This window comes from Streptomyces sp. NBC_00190, assembly GCF_036203305.1.
GTDB lineage: Bacteria > Actinomycetota > Actinomycetes > Streptomycetales > Streptomycetaceae > Streptomyces.
The window spans coordinates 334,791-354,544 of record NZ_CP108131.1 but is presented as its reverse complement, the minus strand read 5'-3'; the positions used below and the strand labels follow the sequence as shown (position 1 = coordinate 354,544).

Annotated in this window: 19 protein-coding genes and 2 pseudogenes; 12 read left to right on the top strand and 9 right to left on the bottom strand. The window is 69.6% G+C overall.

The annotated features are described in order from the left end of the window. Positions 1 to 87: 87 nt before the first annotated feature. The 3 genes and pseudogenes from OG429_RS01975 to OG429_RS01965 all read right to left on the bottom strand — a co-directional run bounded on the left by OG429_RS01975 (position 88) and on the right by OG429_RS01965 (position 1,706). Entirely contained in the window at positions 88 to 516 is a 429-nt protein-coding gene (locus tag OG429_RS01975; RefSeq protein WP_328930131.1) for a transposase, read from the bottom strand. A gap of 95 nt (positions 517 to 611) precedes the next feature. Next, positions 612 to 856: pseudogene (locus OG429_RS41340) on the bottom strand (transposase); the annotation flags it as partial. Positions 857 to 1,070: 214 nt separating this feature from the next. Further along, the gene (locus tag OG429_RS01965) at positions 1,071 to 1,706 is read right to left on the bottom strand and encodes a TetR/AcrR family transcriptional regulator (RefSeq protein WP_328923514.1); all 636 of its coding nucleotides are present in this window, start codon (positions 1,704 to 1,706) and stop codon (positions 1,071 to 1,073) included. An 87-nt stretch (positions 1,707 to 1,793) separates the two neighbouring features. Between OG429_RS01965 and OG429_RS01960 the strand changes: the two genes are divergently transcribed. Next, the gene (locus OG429_RS01960) at positions 1,794 to 3,326 is read left to right on the top strand and encodes an FAD-dependent monooxygenase (protein ID WP_328923513.1); all 1,533 of its coding nucleotides are present in this window, start codon (positions 1,794 to 1,796) and stop codon (positions 3,324 to 3,326) included. 38 nt (positions 3,327 to 3,364) lie between these two features. On the opposite strand, the gene OG429_RS01955 is transcribed toward OG429_RS01960, so the two are convergent. After that, positions 3,365 to 4,177 (bottom strand): M15 family metallopeptidase, encoded by an 813-nt coding sequence (locus OG429_RS01955; protein ID WP_328923512.1) that lies wholly within the window; start codon positions 4,175 to 4,177, stop codon positions 3,365 to 3,367. Between the two features lie 176 nt (positions 4,178 to 4,353). On the opposite strand from OG429_RS01955, the pseudogene OG429_RS01950 reads away from it, so the two are divergent. Beyond that, positions 4,354 to 4,488, top strand: a pseudogene (locus OG429_RS01950) (DDE-type integrase/transposase/recombinase); the annotation flags it as partial. Here OG429_RS01950 and OG429_RS01945 read toward each other — a convergent pair. Next, positions 4,425 to 4,751: a hypothetical protein gene (locus OG429_RS01945; protein WP_328930565.1), complete on the bottom strand. Its 327-nt coding sequence runs from the start codon at positions 4,749 to 4,751 to the stop codon at positions 4,425 to 4,427. The pseudogene OG429_RS01950 and the gene OG429_RS01945 overlap by 64 nt on opposite strands. Before the next feature lie 262 nt (positions 4,752 to 5,013). Here OG429_RS01945 and OG429_RS01940 point away from each other — a divergent pair, with 262 nt between their 5' ends. Beyond that, positions 5,014 to 6,681 carry a serine/threonine-protein kinase gene (locus OG429_RS01940; protein ID WP_328923511.1) on the top strand — a complete coding sequence of 556 codons (1,668 nt, stop codon included), beginning with the start codon at positions 5,014 to 5,016 and terminating at the stop codon, positions 6,679 to 6,681. A 185-nt stretch (positions 6,682 to 6,866) separates the two neighbouring features. On the opposite strand, the gene OG429_RS01935 is transcribed toward OG429_RS01940, so the two are convergent. Further along, positions 6,867 to 7,727, bottom strand: a complete 861-nt coding sequence (locus tag OG429_RS01935; protein WP_328923510.1) for a hypothetical protein — start codon at positions 7,725 to 7,727, stop codon at positions 6,867 to 6,869. Between the two features lie 301 nt (positions 7,728 to 8,028). On the opposite strand from OG429_RS01935, the gene OG429_RS01930 reads away from it, so the two are divergent. Beyond that, positions 8,029 to 8,610, top strand: coding sequence for a hypothetical protein (locus OG429_RS01930; protein ID WP_328923509.1), 582 nt, complete (start codon positions 8,029 to 8,031; stop codon positions 8,608 to 8,610). 1,229 nt (positions 8,611 to 9,839) lie between these two features. Here the strand turns inward: OG429_RS01930 and OG429_RS01915 are convergent. Then, positions 9,840 to 11,336, bottom strand: a complete 1,497-nt coding sequence (locus tag OG429_RS01915; RefSeq protein ID WP_328923508.1) for an IMP dehydrogenase — start codon at positions 11,334 to 11,336, stop codon at positions 9,840 to 9,842. Between the two features lie 1,260 nt (positions 11,337 to 12,596). Here OG429_RS01915 and OG429_RS01910 point away from each other — a divergent pair. The 4 genes from OG429_RS01910 to OG429_RS01895 all read left to right on the top strand — a co-directional run bounded on the left by OG429_RS01910 (position 12,597) and on the right by OG429_RS01895 (position 14,437). Continuing rightward, complete coding sequence (locus tag OG429_RS01910) at positions 12,597 to 13,088, top strand: NUDIX domain-containing protein (RefSeq protein WP_328923507.1); 492 nt, start codon at positions 12,597 to 12,599, stop codon at positions 13,086 to 13,088. A gap of 90 nt (positions 13,089 to 13,178) precedes the next feature. Beyond that, a complete protein-coding gene (locus OG429_RS01905; protein WP_328923506.1) occupies positions 13,179 to 13,601 on the top strand; it encodes a kinase in 423 nt (140 codons plus the stop codon). A gap of 14 nt (positions 13,602 to 13,615) precedes the next feature. Next, complete coding sequence (locus OG429_RS01900; protein WP_328923505.1) at positions 13,616 to 13,948, top strand: MazG-like family protein; 333 nt, start codon at positions 13,616 to 13,618, stop codon at positions 13,946 to 13,948. Beyond that, complete coding sequence (locus OG429_RS01895; RefSeq protein WP_328923504.1) at positions 13,949 to 14,437, top strand: NUDIX hydrolase; 489 nt, start codon at positions 13,949 to 13,951, stop codon at positions 14,435 to 14,437. A gap of 142 nt (positions 14,438 to 14,579) precedes the next feature. Here the strand turns inward: OG429_RS01895 and OG429_RS01890 are convergent, their stop codons facing one another. Further along, a complete protein-coding gene (locus OG429_RS01890) occupies positions 14,580 to 15,320 on the bottom strand; it encodes a TetR/AcrR family transcriptional regulator (protein ID WP_328923503.1) in 741 nt (246 codons plus the stop codon). 157 nt (positions 15,321 to 15,477) lie between these two features. Here OG429_RS01890 and OG429_RS01885 point away from each other — a divergent pair, with 157 nt between their 5' ends. Together OG429_RS01885 and OG429_RS01880 are read left to right on the top strand one after the other, a co-directional pair. Next, the gene (locus tag OG429_RS01885; RefSeq protein ID WP_328923502.1) at positions 15,478 to 17,001 is read left to right on the top strand and encodes an FAD-dependent oxidoreductase; all 1,524 of its coding nucleotides are present in this window, start codon (positions 15,478 to 15,480) and stop codon (positions 16,999 to 17,001) included. Between the two features lie 424 nt (positions 17,002 to 17,425). Continuing rightward, entirely contained in the window at positions 17,426 to 17,563 is a 138-nt protein-coding gene (locus OG429_RS01880) for a hypothetical protein (RefSeq protein WP_328923501.1), read from the top strand. Positions 17,564 to 17,620: 57 nt separating this feature from the next. Here OG429_RS01880 and OG429_RS01875 read toward each other — a convergent pair whose 3' ends face one another. Continuing rightward, a complete protein-coding gene (locus OG429_RS01875; RefSeq protein WP_328923500.1) occupies positions 17,621 to 18,472 on the bottom strand; it encodes a LysR family transcriptional regulator in 852 nt (283 codons plus the stop codon). Between the two features lie 81 nt (positions 18,473 to 18,553). On the opposite strand from OG429_RS01875, the gene OG429_RS01870 reads away from it, so the two are divergent. Together OG429_RS01870 and OG429_RS01865 are read left to right on the top strand one after the other, a co-directional pair. Beyond that, positions 18,554 to 19,048, top strand: a complete 495-nt coding sequence (locus OG429_RS01870) for a cupin domain-containing protein (RefSeq protein ID WP_328923499.1) — start codon at positions 18,554 to 18,556, stop codon at positions 19,046 to 19,048. A 169-nt stretch (positions 19,049 to 19,217) separates the two neighbouring features. Further along, positions 19,218 to 19,577 (top strand): DoxX family protein, encoded by a 360-nt coding sequence (locus OG429_RS01865; protein ID WP_328923498.1) that lies wholly within the window; start codon positions 19,218 to 19,220, stop codon positions 19,575 to 19,577. Positions 19,578 to 19,754: the final 177 nt, after the last annotated feature.

The window sequence follows — 19,754 nt, the reverse complement described above, 5'->3', positions numbered from 1 at the left end:
ATCAACGATGTGCCCGACGGCCTGACCTCCGGCCTCGATGAGCGGGGACTGCGATGAGGCGTGGACGATGATGGCTGGCCTTGTCGTTCAACCTCGTCTCGGTCGGGGGTGGGTATGGAGCAGGCGGTCTTTGAATCCGTCAGGTACTCCGCTGTGCTCAGTCTCTGGCGGACCGCCATGACCTCGGCCGGGGGGTCCCGTGCTGGTCCAGGAAGTTCTGCAAGGCGGTCGGCGGCCGGGACGAAGGTGCTTCTCCGGTCGGCGGCCATCGGCTGAGGCGCTCGATGTTTGCGGCGATGGCTGTGAACACGTGCTGTAGGTGGGCTTTCTGCTGTCCCCGGAGCGGACCGCATAGGGGGCCTGCCATTCGGGTGTCTGTTGCTCGGCGCGGACTCGGAGTTGCAGGTCACGGAGCTCTCGCGGGGGAAAGCCCACGGTTTGGGCGCTGTCGGTGGTGGTCGTGCAGCGGGTGCGGACCGGGCAGGGGCGGCACTGGCTCTTGGTGAACCGCGCCACGATCAGAGGTGCCGCGGTGGGCGAGGAGGTCGGATAGGGGCCGTGCCAGCCCGCGCTGGTCACGCCTGCGGGCAGGTGACCTGCCGGCGGTCGAAGTCGTCCAGTTCCATGGCCAGCGCGTACTTGAGATCGATGCGGCAGCGAACCGCCTCGGCCGCCTGCCGGTCCGACAGGCCGAGCAGGAACTGCAGCACACAGACGGTGCCAGCTGGGCGGGCGAGAGCCCCGGGCGGCCGTCGCGCGGGTACCAGTCGGCGAAGTCCTCGTCACGCCACAGCCCGCCCAGGTGGTCTCTCACCCACATCGCCGTTGTACCGCCTGGGTTGCTCGCTCGCGCCATCTGCGCGGTCAGAGAAGGGACTTGCTCACCAGAACGGGCGCCGAGGACAACGGGCACCTCGACAACCTCATCGGTTCTTTGAACAGAGCCGAGCATGCCCGTTGATCACGCCGCCCCGCCGGGGATCCTCAAGATCCTCGACAGGGTCAAGCTAAGGGTTGTCTCGTAAATGATCTTTGCGTTGCGCGGACTTGCTTGTGGGACAGGCGGGTGTTCAGGCGGGAAGGGCGTCGGCCAGGCCCGCGCCGAGAAGGCGGAAGGCCCGGTCGGCGGCGGCCACGGCCTCGGGGTAGACGTCGTCGGCCGGGCGGCCCGCCTGCACCTGGTCGCTGTTGCGGTCGGCGAGGGCGCGCAGGACGGTGACGATCTGCACCGCGGCGAGCCGCGCGGTGAGCTCGTCGGCGCCGGTCTCCTCCAGCGCCTCGGTGAGGGCTGCGATGCTGCGCCCCGCGTACCGGAGCAGCCGCTCGCTCAGGCTCGCCGTCGTGCTCAGCAGCCGGGCGAAGGCCACGGCGTCGGGGTCGGAGGTGAGCCCGGTGTTCGGGTCCCGCCGGGCCAGGGCGTCAAGCTCGTGCGCGTGCAGGGCGGCCAGTGGGCTCGTACCGGCCGGGCGGGTGCGGACCACGCGGGCCGATTCGTCCTCGTGGTCGGCGAACACGTGCAGGACCAGGTCTTCCTTGGTCGGGAAGTACGTGAACAGCGTGCGTTTGGAGACCTCGGCCGCCTCGGCGATCTCCACGATCGACACGTCGTCGAAGCCGCGGCTGAGGAACAGCCGCAGCGCCGCTTCGAAGATCGCCTGACGGGTGCGCTGCTTCTTGCGTTCCCGGAGTCCAAGTTGCTCAGCCATGCGCCCACGATAGCAATGGGACACCGAGGGGAAAGTTGCACCCGGTATAGTTCTCTACTGAGTGAAGAAATCGTCTTGGGAGGCTCCATGAACACGCAGGTCACGGGCGTCATCGTCGTGGGAGCCGGCGGCGCCGGACTGACACTCGCCACCGAGCTCGCTCTCGTCGGCGTACCCGCCGTCGTGCTGGACCGGCTGCCCGGCCGCAACCTCCAGTCCCGCGCCGGGGCGATCCAGCCCCGGACCGCCGAGATGCTCGCGCTGCGCGGTCTGCTGGACGACGCCCTCGGGCGGTCGATCGACTACCAGCTCGTCGGCGGCCACTTCGCGGGACTGCCCGTCCCGCTGGACTACACGGCGTGGGACACCCGCTATCCGCACCCCGTCCTGCTCCCGCAGGACCAGCTCGAGGCAGTGCTCGAGGACCGGCTCACCAAGCTCGGCGGCCAGGTGCTCAGGGAGCACCGGGTGACCGGCCTCCACCAGGACGCCGACGGCGTCACGGTCACCGTGGCCGCACCGGACGGCGACCGGTCGCTGCGGGGCCGCTATCTCGTCGCGTGCGACGGCGCCCACAGCAGCGTGCGCAAGATCGTCGGAGCCGATTTCCCCGGCCAGGCCGCCACGGTCCGCATGGCCACCGCCGATCTGCTGTTCTCCGGCGACATCGACGACCGCCCCGGCGGACACATCAGCTCGCGGATCCACACCTCACCCGAGGGTCACTTCGCCATGATCACACCCCTGGCGAACGGGCTCCACAAAATCATCTTCAGCGGTCCGCAGACCATGCTGGCCGAGCGTGACGCCCCCGTGACGGTCGGGGAGGTGAGCGAGGTCCTGCGCGCCACCCACGGCGGGGCGCTCGATGTAGCCGAGATCCGCTACGCCTCCCGGTTCAGCGACGCCAGCAGGCAGTTGGAGCACTACCGCCACGGACGCGTGTTCTTCGCCGGCGACTCCGCCCACATCCACTCCCCGGCCGGAGGCCAGGGGCTCAACCTGGGCGTCCAGGACGCGTTCAACCTCGGCTGGAAGCTCGCCGCGGTCCTGCGCGGCGAGGCGGGCGAGGAGCTGCTGGACACCTATCAGACCGAGCGGCACCCCGCCGCCGCGCGGGTGCTCGCCCTCACCCGGGCCCAGGGAGTGGTCATGGGGCCGCAGCGCGACGGCGGGCTGGGCGAGCTGCGCGACGTGCTCACCGACCTGCTCCGCCTGCCCGACGCCAACCGGTACATGGCCGGCGTGATGGCCGGTCTCGACCTCTGCCTCCCGTCTCCCGACGCCGCCGCCCATCCGCTGCTGGGCCTGCGGATGCCCGACCTCGACCTTGACCTCGGCGACGGTGAGCGGGTCCGGTTCAGCGATCTGACGCGCACCGGACGCGGCGTCCTGCTCAACCTCACCGACGCCCCCCTCGCCGCCGCGGCCCCCTGGAGCGACCGGGTCACCCACGTGCGGGCCCGGGCGGAATCCGGCTCGACCGACGCCGAGGCGATACTCGTCCGCCCGGACGGATACGTCTGCTGGGCCGGGGGCACCGGTCTCACCGAGACCCTCACCCGCTGGTTCGGCCCGGCCGACCTCGTAGACGACGGGATCGTTGGGGAGTCCGGGTGAGGGCGTTACGGTTTGACTCGTACGCTGGCACGCGTTCGTCAGGGGCGGTGCCCGGCCACCGACCGGCGCGCGACAGGGAAGTCGAAATAGGTGTCCGGGAAGAGCTCGGGCTTGTGCGTGAAGTGCCACCATTCCTCGGGCAGGTTGACGAACCCCTCCGCGGCCAGCGCCGTTTTCAGCAGTTGGCGGTGCGCGCGCTGTGTTCCCTGGACGCGCGGGTCGTCGGTGTGCGACAGCGTGTCGAAGCAGTCGAAGCCCGTTCCCATGTCGACGGAGTTGTCCGGGTACCGCTCCGCTTGCGGCGCGTAGCAGGGAACGGATTCCTGCCCCGGCCTCGGCGGGGGCGCCGGGACCACCGGAAGCGGGACGATCGTGAGGTCCATGGTGCTGCCACGGCTGTGCCCGGACTTCTCGGCGATATAGCCGTCCTCGAACAGGCGCGACTTGTCGACCTGCGGATAGAACTCCGCCTTCTTCCTCTCGTCGGCCAGGTCCTTGGCCCACCGTACGAAGTGGTCGACAGCCCGCTGCGGCCGGTAGCAGTCGTACACCTTGAGCGAGTACCCCTGAGGCAGGAGACGCGCCTGGGCCCGGTGCAGGGCTTCGGCCGCCGGTCGCGTCATGATGCAGACCGGCTGCTGGTAGCCGTCGATCCGCTCGCCGATGAAGTTGTGCGTCGACGCGTAGCGCATTTCCTGGATGATCGTGGGGTCGACGGAGCTCAGCGAGACGAATTCCCGGGGAGCCTTGGGCTCCGGCGTCCGGGCGACGGCGCTGAGGGTCGAGGTCGTCGCGAACACGGTCGTGACCCCCACTGTCACGGCGAGCCGCGCCATCGTCGACATGGTCATCGAGTTCTCCCTGGGCCTGAGCCGGTCTGTCTGCGAATGTTCGGTCTACTCGTCTACTCGTCCGCTCCCACGGAAGGTATGCCTCGGCTCTCCGGTCTGTCCGGCGGAGCGCCCCGGAATGGCGGAGACCGCCACCCGGCGCCGGCATGCCCGACCGCATCGTGCAGGCCTGCCTCTTCGTCGCCGCGGCCCCCCATCGGTGCTGGGCCGCCGACTTCACCCACGTCGCCACGTTCTCGGGCGTCGGCTACGTCGCCTTCGTCGTGGACACCTTCTCCCGCCGGATCGTCGGCTGGTGCGCCTCGACCACGGAGCAGCCCCGGATGTCGAGGCCGGTGGGGTCGACGGGGACGGCTCGGCCGCCGCCTTCGTCCCGATCCTCGATGGGCAGCCGGGTCCGCCGCGAGGCGCCGTCGCATTTCCCGCCGGCCACGGTAAGCAGGTGCCCGTGCGGGCCGTATCCCGGCCTGGCGGCGCTCGACTGCTCGGTCTTGATGCGGATGTCGAGCAAGGTGATCAGCACCAGCCGCTCCAGGATCCGCAGTTGGCCGAGGTCGTCCGGCAAGTCGAGCACAGGAGCTCACGCCATCACGAGCGGCGGCGCCATTGCACCGGGCTTCTTCTGCAGAGCTGGCGCTTCGGCCTGACGCTTCTTGCAGAGGGGGAAACGCACGAGTGTCCTGATCTCAGGCGAGATGTCTTGGTGATCACGGCTGTTGGAAGACGCACCCCGCGCGCCGTGGGCCGGACCGTGCGCACGCGCACATACGCGAACGCCTACCCTGGTGCCGCCACGTGGGCGGATTTCAAACAGTGCGACGAACGGGATGTGACAGGTGACGGGGGCGAACGGCGCGGATCTGGTCGGCGAGGTTCTGGGCGGGCGATACCGCGTGACCGCGACGATCGGCCGCGGTGGCATGGGCGTGGTCGCCCGGGCGGTGGACCAGTTGCTGAACCGCGACGTCGCCGTCAAGGTCCTGCGGGCCTACACCGACGCCTCCGCGGACGAACTGGCCGATCTGCGGGTCCGGATGCAGAGGGAGGCGCAGGCCGCCGCTCGTATTCGGCACAGCGGTGTGGTCACGGTGCACGACGTGGTCGAGGAGCAGGGGCTGCCGGTCATCGTCATGGAGCTGGTCGACGGGCCTTCCCTCGACGCTGTGCTGGCGGAGCGCGGCTCACTGGATCCGCGCGAAGCGGCCGCGATCGGCGCCAAGCTGATGGACGCGCTCGACGCGGCACACCGGGCCGGGGTCCTCCACCGGGACGTCAAGCCTGGCAACGTACTGCTTGAGCGCAGCGGCCGGGTCGTGCTCACCGACTTCGGCATCGCCAGCATGGAGACCTCCGGCGACGAGGCCTTGGCGAAGCTGACCCAGAGCGGTCAGATCGTCGGCTCTCTCGACTATCTGCCACCGGAGCGCGCACAGGGCCAGGTACCGGGTGCCGCGTCGGACATCTGGGCGCTCGGCATGACGCTGTACGCGGCCGTGGAGGGCGCTTCGCCCTTCCGCCGTACGTCGGTGTGGTCCACGCTGGCGGCGATCGTCGGCGAACCGCTGCCGGAGCCCCGGCGCGCCGGACCGCTCACCCCGGTGCTGCAGGCGTTGATGGCCAAGGACCCGCTGCAGCGGCCCGATGCCGGGCAGGCGCGCGAGATGCTGGAGGCGGTTGCCGGGGGCAGGAGGGCGGACCTTGCGGCGGCACCGGCGCCCCAGCCCGTCACTCCGCCGGGCTTCGGTCCCGCCCTCGCCGCACCGCTCTCCCAGCCCGCCCCCCAGCCCGTCACCCCGCCGGGCTTCGGTCCCGCCCTCGGCGCGCGGCCGGGCATGGCGCCCGGCATACCTGCCGGTCACGACAGCCGTTCCGAGACCCGTGCCACGATGGTCGGCGCGCGGCGCCGCCGCACCCGTACCATCGTCGCGGTGGCGGCCGCCACCGTCCTCGCCTGCGGCGGAGTCGCCTACGCTCTGATGGACATGCGAGGCGTCGAGGGCGGCGGGTCGAACGCGGCGCTTCCCACGGCGAGCATGTCCGACGGCCCGACCTCCCCGGGGGACCTGACGTCCATCCGCCCCGGCGAGACGTCGTCCAGCACCCCCTCGAAGAAGGATGAGGACAGGGGGACAGGTCCCACGTCGGCGCCCAGCGGCGGAGGTGACAAGCCGGCCGGGGGCCCGTCAGCCCCTCCGAAGGCAACGCCCAGTTCCACGGTGAAGGAGCCCGCCCCGGTTTCGACGGCGTGCACCGGGTGGGCCCACTCGAACCGCAGCAATGGATACGGCCACGCGACCCAGGACACCCACCTCTACACCGGGCCGTACGCGGAGTGCTCCTATGTGACCGAGGTCAAGTCCGGCGCGAAGGTCTACTACCACTGCTATGTCACCAATGCCAGTGCCAACAAGTGGATCTACGCCCGTATCGCGGGCACGGACACCGAGGGCTGGGTGTTCGGCGACAAATCCACCCTGGACAGTGGCACACTCGCCCGCTGTTAAGACTGATCCGCAGTCATCAAAGGGTGAGTTGCGAGTCGCAGCCGGGGCGCGTCCGGGCGCTGCAGACTCTCCTCGGCCGCCGCGTCCATCAGGCTGGCGGCCAAAGGATCCGTTGCAAGCTCGATGTTCATCCACGGCACGATCGATGTGCGGGGTGGAGGGTGCCTGTGAGTGTGTTCTGTTTCTCAGGCGGTGTCCCGGAGGGGCAGGGCGATGATGGCGGCGGCGGCGGAAGCGCGGTCGAGGGCCATGGTGAGAGTCTTCGCCAAGACCGCTGCCTGTTGGTTCATGCCGTCGATCTCGGCGACGGCCAGGGCGTCGGCGGCGGTGCGGGCTAGAAGGTCCAGCGCTTCCGCGTTGCCGTCGGTGAGCCGCTGGATCTGCTGGAGCTCCTCGTAGCGGAGGTCAGCCTCGCGGACCCGCGCGGCGTACTCCTCCAGGGCCACGACGCGCATCTCGACGCCGTCGTGGCTGGCGCGCAGTGCCCGTCGCCGTGTGGCTTGAAGGGCGATCACCTCTGCGTTGGAGCTGTCCGCCTCGGCTGACTTGGACAGCCGGCTGTACTCGCGCAGGGCCTTCGCGACCTCCCACACTTGTTCCGGAAGAACCAACTCGTTGCGCCGGCAATCGATCAGGTCGAGCCGGTGGACCTGCGAAGCGAGGATCGTCCGCTGTGCCTGCTGGGCACGCCCGACGAGGACCTGGGCGGTTTCGGACAGCTCCTCAGGTGCAACGACGTGCCCCATGGCCGCGTTCACGGCGCGGGCTCTGCGGCGCCGGGCGAACTGCTCGAAGAACGTGACACCCGCGTAGAGGACGACGCAGGCCCCGGCGTACGGCCACAACCCCAAGAACCAGTGGATGTTCTCCCGCACGTGTTCCATCGAGGCGCCGACGGTTCCAGCAGGCAGTTTCGGAGCCGCGGGGTCAGGGGTGAAGAGGAGGGACAGGCCGCCCATACCGAGTACAGGGGCGCCGCCCTTCACGAGGGTGAATACCCCAGAGGTGAAGGGGTAGAGCCCTGAGCCCGCGGTGAGAATCGCCATCCGGTTCTCCAGCAGAGACCGTACGTCGCTCGGGACATCAGGATCGATGACAGCGACGGCAGCCAGCGGCGCATCGGGCACGGGATTCCTCTTCTCCGGTCACGAACACAGCCACCTGTCTGAGCAAGGAGCACCCGCCACCGTAGCGCCCGGCAAGTACGTAATGGTCCCGGTGTCACCCGGGTGAGTGACCAGGATTGACGGGACCTGCCGCAGCGGCCCGAATCCTGCCGCCAGCCAGGGCCTAGGTGATCGGCCGAATCGGCTGTGTGCCAGCGCGCGGGCAACGAGAATCGGCCACATGCTTGACTGGATCCCCGCGTGGGGAAGCACCGCGTTCATCTCGATAGCGACGACCATCGTCACCGGCCACTACATCTCGCCGCTGCTGGAGGTCCACAACCGGCGATTCCAGACGAAGATGCAGGCCCAGGAGAAGATCACCGCAGCCGCGCTCTCGGTGCTGTCGGCCACGCAGAAGCTCCGGACGGTCCAGGTGCCCGACGGCGTCAGCGACACCCTCCGGGCCGCGCTCACCGAGGAACGGGGCCGGTGGCGGAAGCAGCTCGACGAGGCCACCTGTCACCTGGCCGATCACGCGCAGGAATTCGTCTTCACCTTCCGCGGGCCCAACTCGATCCGGGGAATGCGCTACTGCGGGACTGTCCGGATGGTCTGGATCTCCGACCGCACCGACGAGGACAAGCTGCGGCACCTGCTTGATCTCACCGCGCACTCCCACACGCTCTTCCTGGGCAGCCGGTGGCGGTTGCTGGCGCTCGGCCGCGCGATCCGGCAGCTGGATCGGCGGTTCGAGGAGTTGGACCAGGAGGGCCGGCCGCCGCAGCCGGACAGCCGCCCGCTCCCGGCCGTGGAGGCATGAGCCCGCTCTCCACCGCAGACGGGGTGTGGTCAGCGGCTTCTGCTGGCGTGATGAGCGGCGCCGCCGTGCTCGCCGGTGGCCGGGTCGGGGAGCGGTGACGGTCATCGTCACCTTGCACTCGAAGACGCTTTCGCGGGGGCCGTCGGTGCGGGCTCAGGTCACCTTCGTGCTGCCCGAGAACAGCCCGCAGGGGCCGGTCAGGACTCGGGGAGTAGGCCTCAGGTGACCCTGGTGGCTGCGGGGTCGTTGACGGGGGAGTCCATGCATACCCCGGGCCTTCCAGCCCAGCGAAAGGGCTTTTGATGACCGACTCCCAGCAGACCGAGTTCGAGTTCGAGCTCCCCCGTGGGATCAGGGGTCCGGATGGAACTGTGCATCGTCAGGGATCAATGAGGCTGGCGCCCGCCCGGGACGAGATGGCGCCGTTGGGTGATATCCGTGTACGAGAGAACCAGGAGTACCTCGGAATCCTTCTGCTGAGTTTGACGGTCACGCGGCTGGTGCCCGCACTGATCCGCCACCGGCCCCGGCCTCAAAGGGGGCCGAACTGGCAGAACAGCAGGACGAGACCGTGTGGCAGAGCCTGCACGCCCGCCTGGTGGAGGTGGTGCGGGCGGTGAGGGCCTGGGCCGGTCGCGCGGCGGGTTCACCACCAAGCTCCACCTGAGCGCCGACGGCCGCTGCCGCCCACTCTCTTGAACATCTTGATGCTCAGGTGGCGGTACTGGATCGCGCCGGCGATGGCGCCGCCGGGGGCGGCGGGCGACGTACCAGGCGAGGGTGCGGCGGAATTGGCGGCTGTTCAGGTGCCACGGAGAGTCGTCCACGTCGGGAATCGTGTCGTGGAGCCGGTGGGTGCGGCAGTAGCCGTTGACCCAGGGGATGATCCGGTTGAGCAACCGATCGGGACGGACCTGCTGGGTGTCAGAGCCGACGGAAGTCGGGGTGATGTTACGGAAGAACAGATCGACGTACGGGGGTTGGAGGCGCTCGAGGACTCGGACGGCCCGAGCCCGGTGCCCCGATGACCCATGTTGCGGGCACGCCCTGAGGGTCGTGCTCGCCCTTGAAGGGGAGGCTGGGACCGTCCACCGGTAGGGGTGGCCGGTGCCGTCCAGCAGTTCGCGGACGCTGTCGCGGCGCAGGTGCTGGAGTACTGGCGGGAGGGGGTTATTCCGGCTGTGCACTATTCCCCCTCCGGCCAGTGGTCCGTGGCGCTTGGCAGCCTCTCAGGCGACGGTCATCGGGGTGTCGCGCAGGGTGACGTTGGCGTGGCTCTCCTGGAAGCTCTGGTCGGAGACCAGGGTCAGCCGGGCCGTGGACTGGAACTCCGGAAGAGTGGTGGAGCCGCAGGACACCATCGTGGTCTTGAGCTTGGCGATGGTCACGGCGAGCCCTTCGTTGAGGTCGCCGGCGTAGGGGACGTAGCCGTCGACGCCCTCTTCGAAGATCAGGCCCTGGCCTCCTTGTCCGTAGCGCTGCCAGTTGCGGGCACGGTTCGAGCCCTCGCCCCAGTACTCCTTCACGAAGCCGTCCCGGGTGGGGAGCTTCGCGCCGGCCGCCTGGTCGAAGCGGGCGAAGTAACGCCCCATCATGACGAAGTCGGCTCCCATCGCCAGCGCCAGGGCCACGTGGTAGTCGTGCACCAGCCCGCCGTCAGAGCAGATCGGCACGTACTCGCCGGTGCGATCACGGAAGGCGTCCCGGGCGGCGGCGACGTCCAGCACCGCGCTGGCCTGGCCGCGGCCGATGCCCTTCTGATCGCGGGTGATGCAGATGGAGCCGCCGCCCACGCCGACCTTGACGAAGTCCGCACCGGCCTCGGCGAGGAAGGTGAACGCCTCGCCGTCGACCACGTTGCCGCCGCCGGTCGGGATCTCCGGGTAGTGCTTCTTCACCCAGGTCAGGGCTTGCGCCTGCCAGTCGCTGTAGCCGTCGGAGGAGTCGAAGCACAGGGCGTCGGCGCCCGCCTCCAGCAGGGCGGGAACGCGCTCTTGGTAGTCGTGGGTGTTGATGCCCGCGCCCACCCGCAGGCGCTTTGCGGTGTCCACGGCCTGGTTCGGGAAGCGCTTGTTGTCCGTGTAGTCGGACCGGAAGACCAGGTACTGCAGGTGGCCCTCGGCGTCGAGCACGGGGAGGCAGTCGAGCCGCTGGTCCCACAGCCGGGCGTTGGCTTCGGAGAGCGTGGTGTCAGCTGCGGCGTGAGGAAGGTCGGCGATGGGGGTCATCCGACCGCTCACCGGTCCGTCGAGGTCGTGGCGCTGGGGGTGGAAGTCGCGGGAGGTCACCAGGCCGAGCAGGCGGCCGGTGGTGCTGCCGTCGTGGGTGACCGCGGCGGTGCTGTGACCGGTGCGCTGCATGACGGCGACCAGGTGGCTCAGGCTGTCGTCGGGGCGGACGTTGGTGTCGCTGGTGACGAATCCGGCCTTGAAGTTCTTCACCTGGCGGACGGCTGCGGCCTGGTCCTGGATCGACTGGTTGTGGTGCAGGAAGCTCAGACCGCCGTTGCGTGCGAGTGCGATGGCGAGTTCCGGTGTGCTGACAGCCTGCATGATCGCGGAGGTGAACGGGGAGCCGAGTTCGATGGCCGACGGCTCTCCGACGACGTGCCGCACCAGGGGCGTGCGCAGGTTGACCGTCGCGGGCGAGCAGTCGGTCCGGGTCCGGTTGGGCAAGAGCAGAAACTCGTTGAACGTCCTTGAGACCTCGGCGATGACCTGTGCCACTCGTTCCTCCTGACCCGTCGACCGGAACCCGACTGCCCGGCCGTGAAGGCCGCCCCGTGTCCCAAGACCCGGGCAGGCAGGTGCCGGCATGGCAGCTGCGGAGGTGCCACGAGCTGCGGCAGAACCCTGACCTGCCCGCGGTTCGAACCGGAGGCGGTCGTGACCTGGCACCCTATCGACTGCCCCACCGCTGCGCGAATCGAACGCGAGTGTGCGCAGGTCACCGACCGCACCTCCCTGTGACTGAGCACTGCACCTGTCGGTCGAGCACTGGATCTGTCGGGCTGTGCGCTCGAGTTGGCGATCTGCTGGGTCAGCGTCTTATCGGTCACGGGGCCGTGTCCTCTGGACCGATGTCCGCGTCCGCCGCCCCAACGGCCACCGCGCCCCAGGCCGGAATCCGCCACGCCGCGCTCTCTCGGTCAGATCCCTGGCATGAACGTTGCGGCCCGTGGGGGAACCGGGTGGACGATCACGCGATGGCGATGCTGGAGACGATCCTCGCGACCGTCAGCGGCCTCGGAGTCGCCGGGCTCGGCGCCGTCGGCGCCCTCCTGGTCCAGCGCGCGAAGGGACGGGACGACGCAGCAGTCGTACGGGAAGCAACGGCACGAGCCGGTACACGTGCGGAGACTGACCGACAGGAGGGCCAACGGCGCGGACGGCGCCGTGTGTTCCCGGCCTACTATCCGAACCGCTCCTGGCGTCGCGACTCCTCGGGGTGTCGCCCATGACGTTCGCCTCTCATCCACCTGCCCCGACGGTGCTGCCGCACCCACGTTGCGGTAGGGGTGCGGGCGGGCTCACTCGCGGGACGGGACCGTGCGGCGAGGTCGTGCACCAGGACGTCGATGACATCGTGCATCTCTTCCAGCGTCAGCAGCGGCGACCGTTCTTCGTCGTACATGCCCGTACCCTTCGTGCTCGTGAGGGCAGCAGAGTGAGACGGATCAGCATGGAGCGTTTGGGCCTATGGATAACGTCATAACAAGGTGTCAGAGACGCCGTGCAGGCGCGGCAGCTTCCGTTCGCCCGTCGGCTCGGCCACGCCGAACGCGCCAGCTCCACACCGTGTGTCCCATGAGAGCCACGGCGACGACGCATGCTGCGACGCGAGTTACGTTCCAGGTTATGGCGAAAACCGGACCCTGTGAGTCCGCCTCTAGGGTCAATCGCTGAGTCGCCTCGAAGAAGGCGATCAAGGGGACAAGCAGACGGAACAGAAGGCCGCCAATTCCGGGCGTTCGCGCTACGTTCCCTATGAGTCCCACAGGCGCACCACCACCAACGACGAAGCAGGCACCCATGGCTGAACGAGTACGCGCCATCCTCCTCACACCAGACCGGACACTGCTCCTACTCCGGCGAACCAGGCCCGATAGGCCCGTGTACTGGGTCCTTCCCGGCGGCGGCGTCGAACCCGGGGACGCAAGCCGCGAGCACGCGCTCCGCAGGGAGATCCGCGAGGAGATCGCCGGAGAAGCGGACATCACCCGCCTCGTCCACACCCTGGAAGGCGGCCAAGAGCACCAGTTCATCTACCTGGCAAACATCTCCACCTGGTCGTTCGACGACCGCACCGGGCCCGAGTTCACCCAGGAAGGCAGGGGCGAGTACCACCTGGACGAGATCCCCTTCACCGAGGCCGCCTTGGACGAGCTCAGCATCATGCCGCCGCAGCTCGTCCCGGTGCTCAGGAAACTCGCCGCGGCGGAGTCGGCCAGGGTGACCGAGAGGACCTGTCAGCCGTGAGCGCACCGACCTTGATCATCCTGCGCGGCCCGTCCGGCTCCGGGAAGACGAGCGTCGCCCAGGCCCTGCGCGCGCGGTACGGACGCGGGCGTGGCCATCATCGGCCAGGACAACCTGCGCAGGTTCGTACTCCAGGAGCGGGACGTGCCGGGCGGCGCCAACATCGGCCTCATCGACCTGACCGTCCGCTACGCCCTCGACCACGGGTTCCACGTTGTCCTCGAAGGCATCCTGACAGCCTGCCGGTACGGGGAGATACTCACGAAACTGGCCGCAGGCCACCCCGGCCCGGTCCACGCCTTGTACCTGGACGTCCCGTTTGCCGAAACCCTGGTCCGGCACGCTACGAAACCGCAGGCCGCCGAGTACGGCGAGCAGGAAATGCACTCCTGGTACACACCCAACGACCTGATCGAAGGGCTCGGCGAGCACATCATCGGCGCTGACTCCTCGTTGGACGACACAGCCGACCTGATCCTCACCAAGGCCGGCTTGCGACCTGCCGAGCACTGAAAGGAAAACCCGGCGTGGACAAGACGACCTGGGGCACCACCGCCGAGCTGGCAGCCTTTCTCGACGAGAAGGCCGCGGACGTCCCCGCCGAACAGCGGGAGGCTTTGCAGGTATTGAAGATCGGCGAGGAGTTCGGCGAGGCGGCACGGGCCGTCGTCGGCGTTTCCGGCGCCAACCCCCGCAAGGGCCAGTCCCACACGTGGGACGACGTGGCCGCCGAGGTCTGCGACGTGGTGGTGACGTCTATGGTGTCCCTCCACCGGCTCGGCATCCCCGATCCCGCTGCTGCGTTCGCCGCGCACCTTGAGAAGACCACTGCCCGCACCCTCTCGGCCCGGGAGGCGTGAGTGGGTGACTGGATCCCCCGCGAGGAGTGGGTGAAGACGCAGCCCCAGGCGCTCGTGGCGTCGTGCGTCATGCTTCTGGACGACCAGGACCGAATGCTCCTACTTCGGTACGGCCCCGGCCAGGAAGGTGCCAGCGGGACATGGTGGCTGCCAGGCGGCATGGTCGATGAGGGCGAGAACCCGTGGCCGGCGGCCCGCCGGGAGATCGGCGAGGAGACCGGCATCACATTGGGCTCGCAACCGCGCCTCATCGGAATCGACCACAGAGCCAACGTCCTCGGCACCGGCCCCGTCGTGGACTACTTCTTCGCTGCGCGGCTCGCCGCTGGTCAGCAGATCCAGCTCAGCCCCGAGCACGACCGGCACGCCTTCCACCACCCCGACGACCTCCCGGATCTCCTCGCGGCGCACCGTCAGACGCTCACCACGCTTCATGCCGCAGCCCTGGCCGGCCGCGCCGCCTACCTCCAAGAGGGGATGCCGGCATGAGCCGCGTCCGCACCGCCGCGACCGGCCTGGTCGTCCGTGACGGCCACGCCCTGCTCGTCAAAGGGAAACCGGGTCCGGGGCGAGCGCGGTGCGGGCCCGCAGGCGGGAAGGGCCGGGTCAGTCGGCTTCCGGCGGGCGCGGTTCAGGAAGGGCGGCTGATGGCGGTGATGCCGGCGAGGATGAGTTCGATGCCCGTGAGGAACTGCTCCCGGTCGTCGTGCTGGCGCATCTGGTCGGCGATGTCGTGGAGGAACGGGTATTCGTCGGGGTCGAGGCTCTGCCATGCCTTGGACGCGGAGTCGAGGAACTCGGCGCGCTCCGCACGGGCCCGCGGGGCTGCAAGGTCGCCTGCGGTGTCGGAGGGCTGAGCGTTCTGGCTGGTGGCACCGAGGATGTAGTGGACCAGCGTCGAGGTCGTGGCGAACCAGTCGCTTCGCGGAATGCCCAGCGTGCGCACGTGCCCGCCGATGCTCTCGAAGACCCGCGGTGTCACCGTTCCCCAGGGGCTGCGAGTGACCTGTACGGCGAGCTGGGTCGCGAGCCAGGGGTGCTCGGCGACCGCGTCGTACAGGCCGAGAGCGGCGGCGCGGATCTCGGCCCGGCCAGTGTCCTCGGCCCCGGGAGTTGGTGCGGGCTCTTGCGGGGCGGGGAAGCCCGGAAGGGCGGCGGCAACGACGCTCTCGGTCGCCGCCAGCAGCAGCTCTCCCATGTTTCCCACGTGGTGATAAATGGCCCCGGACCCGGTGGACAGGCGCTCGGACAGCGCGCGGACCGTCAGGGCTTCCGCCCCCGCCGCGTCCAGCAGCCCGACTGCCGCCTCGATGATGCGCTCGCGCGAGAGCACCTGCCTGCGCCTTCGTGACTGGGGTGTCGGTGTGGTCATGCCCTCATCCTGCCAGGCTTGGTGCACTGCTCCAACATGGAGTATCGTTCCAATATTGGAGCAATGCTCCAAGGCTGTGGCTTCGAGTCTCACAGAGCACGGTCTCGATCCGCCGAACCCCGGCCAGGCCGGGGCTCGCGACTGGAGGAGAATCCACATGCACGACGTGGTGATCGTGGGGGCCGGTCCGGTGGGCCTGTTCCTCGCCGGCGAACTCGCCCTGGCGAACCACTCGGTCCTGGTGCTGGAGAAGGACCCGGAGGCGGCCTCGCCGTTCAAGGAGCTCCCGCTGGGAATGCGCGGCCTGAACGTCGGATCCGTCGAGGCGTTCTACCGCCGCGGGATGCTCACCGCCCTCCTGGACGCCTCACGCGCCGACGCGCAGCAGGTCGGCGCGCACCCCGATGCGCACGAGGCGCCCGCCCCGCGCGACGTGAGCCACTTCGCGGGCCTGCGCCTGGACCCCGCCGACATCGACCCCGGCGTCCTCCCGCCACGGCTGCCCGGCCCGGCGATGGAAGGGATCATGACCAGCCTCGAAGCGGTCACCGGCGTCCTGGAGGAGCGGGTGACCGCGCTCGGCGCACGGATCGTGCGCGGCGCCCCGCTGGAAGCCGTCACCCAGGACGGCGACGGCGTCCTGGCGCGGGCCGGCGGATGCGACTACCGCGCACGCTGGCTCGTGGGATGCGATGGCGGACGCAGCGCGGTGCGCCAGTTGGCGGGCTTCGACTTCGTCGGCACCGAGCCCCTGTTCACCGGCTACGTCGCCCGCGTGGCCCTCAAGGACCCGGACAAGCTGGACCTGGGCTTCAACCTGACGCCGACCGGCATGTACCTGCGCACGCCCTTCGAAGGGCACCTGGGCATGATGGACTTCGACGGCGGTGCCTTCGACCGCTCCCAGCTGCTGACCCCCGACCACCTCCAGACGGTCCTGCGCCGCATCTCCGGCACCGACGTCACGATCAACGAGGTCCACCTCGCCTCCAGCTTCACCGACCGCGCCATGCAGACCAGCACCTACCGCAACGGCCGCATCCTGCTCGCCGGCGACGCCGCCCACATCCACTCCCCGCTCGGCGGCCAAGGACTCAACCTTGGCATCGGCGACGCCATGAACCTCGGCTGGAAGCTCGCCGCCACCCTCCACGGCACAGCCCCCGAGGACCTGCTCGACACCTACACCGCCGAGCGCCACCCCGTCGGCGCCGCCATCCTCGACTGGTCGCGCGCCCAGGTCGCCACGATGCACCCCGGCCCCAACGCCCCGGCCCTGCGCCGGCTCGTCCACGACCTGCTGCGCACCATCGACGGCACCACCCACGTCTTCCGCAACACCTCCGGGCTCGCCCACCACTACGACCTGGGCAACAACCAGCCGTCCGTCGGCTTCACCGCCCCGGACTTCCGCCTCGGCGACGGCACCCGCCTCGGAGACCTGCTGCGCGAAGGACAGGGCCTCGCCCTCGACTTCACCGCCGGCCATAGCCTGCGGGAGACCGCCGCCCGCTGGCAGGACCGCATCCGCTACGTTCCCGGCCCGGTCGCCAACGGCCTCGGGTTCGGCGCCCTGCTGATCCGGCCCGACGGCGTCGTGGCCTGGGCCGAGGGCCCCGACCCCGACCCCGAGGCATTCCGGCGCGCCGCCACCCGCTGGTTCGGCTCCCTCGCCGCCTGACCAGGCGCGCCCCGACGACCGGGCGCACCGACACACCCCCAGCTTCCGGGACTGATCCGCGACGGTCCCGGAAACTTGCACACGACAAGGACACGTCCGATGCCCATCGCACACCCCACCCGGGCCGAGGCGAACAAGGACGTGGTCCGTCGCTTCTACGAAGCCGCCCTGCGAGAAGGCGGACCGGACTTCGCCACCCTGAAGGATCTCTCCGACGAACAGGAGCTGGAACTCAACTGGGGCCACCCCGGCAGCGGCGTCCACCACGGAGCCGCCATCGTCCCCGCCCGCCACGGGATGCACCGGCTGACCGGCCTGGACGTCGCGGCCATCCGCATCGACGAGCTCATCGCCGAAGGCGCCCCACCCGCGTGGTCGTCGTCACCACCAACAGCGGCACCGACATCGACGGCACCCGTGGACCATGACCGTCATCGAACTGGTGGACGTCATAGACGGCAAGATCGCCAAGAAACGAACGTTCTACCAGGACACCGCGCTCCTGCGGGACATCTCACTCGAACGCGAGGCCGCACTCGCTCGGAACTCCGGTCAGCACTGACCCACCAGCACGAATCTGAGCCAGAACCTGAGTTGCGGCAGCGCCGGTTGCCGGTGCTCAGTGACGGTAGGCGGTCGTCGCGGTCTCGATGAAGGATCGGATCAACGGGTTGGTGTCGCTCTTGTTCCACGCCGCCACCACTGGGCTCGGCGGCATGTCGGTCAGCGGTACCACGGCCAGCTCCGCGGGCAGGTCGTGTCCGAGCGGGGCCAGGCCGACCGTGCCGTCCCACAGCACGGCCTGCAGGCATTCCTGGACGGCACGCACCACTGGGCCCTCGCGCGGCCTGCCGCCGTTCCAGTACGACTGCCAGACGGGGTCGGTGCCCTGCGGGAACTGGAACCAGCGGCGGTCGCTCAGCTCGGCCAGTCGCAGGCCGTCGCGGCGGGCCAGCGGATCGTCGGCGCGCAGGACCACGCCGACCGGATCGGTCCGCAGCGCACGGACCGTCAGGGCGGTTTGGTCGAACGGCGCCCGGGTCAGGGCGACGTCGACCAGTCCGGCGCGCAGCCCGCACGTCGGGTCGGTCAGATCGGTCTCGCGGATGCGGATGTCGATGCCGGGGTGGTTTCGGCGGTAGGCGGCGGCCAGCCTGGACACTCCCGGGTCGGTGCCGTCGCCCAGGATGCCGATGGTGATGGTCGCGGCGCCGGCTGCCGTGCTCACGCGTACCCGGACGCGGTCGGCATGGTCGAGCAGGGCCCGCGCCTCGTCGAGCAGCACCGTGCCCACGGGAGTGAGCGTGACGCCGGTGGGCGAGCGGGCGAAGAGCAGGGCCCCGACCTCGGCTTCCAACTGCTTGATCGCCCGGCTCAGGGGCGGCTGGCTCATGTGCAGTCGCATGGCGGCCCGGCCGAAGTGGAGTTCCTCGGCGACCGCGACGAAATAGCGCAAGGTACGTAGCTCCACGCTGCAACGATACCCACCGGGTATCGGCGCCGTGGAACGGGTCTTGGACACTGAAGCAGCTCGGGCGGTGCACTGGTGAGCATGACCGAAGAAGCACGAAACAGCGAGCCGCGGACCGGACCCGCCCTGTCGGTGGTGGGTCCCGGCGAGGGCGAGACGATCGTTCTGGGCACCACGCGCATGCGCGTCCTGGAGGACGGCAGCCACACCGGGCACCGCCTCGCGATCGCCGAGTCCGTCCTCGCCCCGCACACCCAGGGACCGCCGCAGCACCGCCACGGCCTGCACGACGAGGGCTTCTACATCCTCTCCGGCACCGTCCGGTTCACCGTAGGGGACGAGGACCACGACGCCACCACGGGCACGCTCGTGATGGTTCCGCCCGGCACCCCGCACACCTTCGCCAACCTGACCGACCAACCCGCCGTCATGCTCAGCACCTTCACCCCCGACCTGTACGTGCAGTACTTCCGAGACCTCCAGGAGGTGCTCGCCGGCGGCCGGCCGCTGACACCACAGGCCAACATCGAGGCGATGAGCCACTACGCGACCGAGCCCGCCACCGACCTCGCCTGAAGCCGACGGCACGGCCCGGCCACCCTCTCTTCAGCAGGCAAGGCGGCGGCACCGGCGCCTTTCGGCTTCCGGGTCCCCTCGAACGGCGGACCCGGCCTCCGCCGGGGCTCTTCTGGCACACAACGCAATCGACGGGTCCCCGTGAACCGGTGGACCATGAACGGGAACCATGAACATCGCCTATTGGATCGTCGCGGGACTGCTCGCGCTCTTCTACTTCTACGCAGGCACACTGAAGGTGATCCGCAGCCGCGATCAACTCCGACCGATGATGGCCTGGGTCGACCGCATGCCCCTGCCCGCCCTCAGGGTGCTGGGAACGGTCGAAATACTCGGCGCGACCGGCCTGGTACTGCCGCCGCTGACCGGCATCGCTCCCTCGCTGGCGCCGGCCGCAGCCATCGGCTTCGTACTCCTGCAAATCGGCGCGATCACCGTCCACCTGAGCGGCCAAGACCGCCGGATCGCACTCAACGTCGGACTCACCGTAACCGCGGCCGTGACCATCTGGCTGGCCGTCCGGCTGTGAACAAGCACAGTCTTCGACCGGGGAGTGCGGCTGCCGGGCCGACCGCCCCACGGCCGCTGCTACTTCTCGGTGCGCCACCCGGCACCCGGCACCCGGCACCCGGCGACGGTGTGGACGGAGTGGCTGCGCGACGAGCACGAGGCCGGGCACCGGGCCGCCGTGCCCGCCGGCACCGGG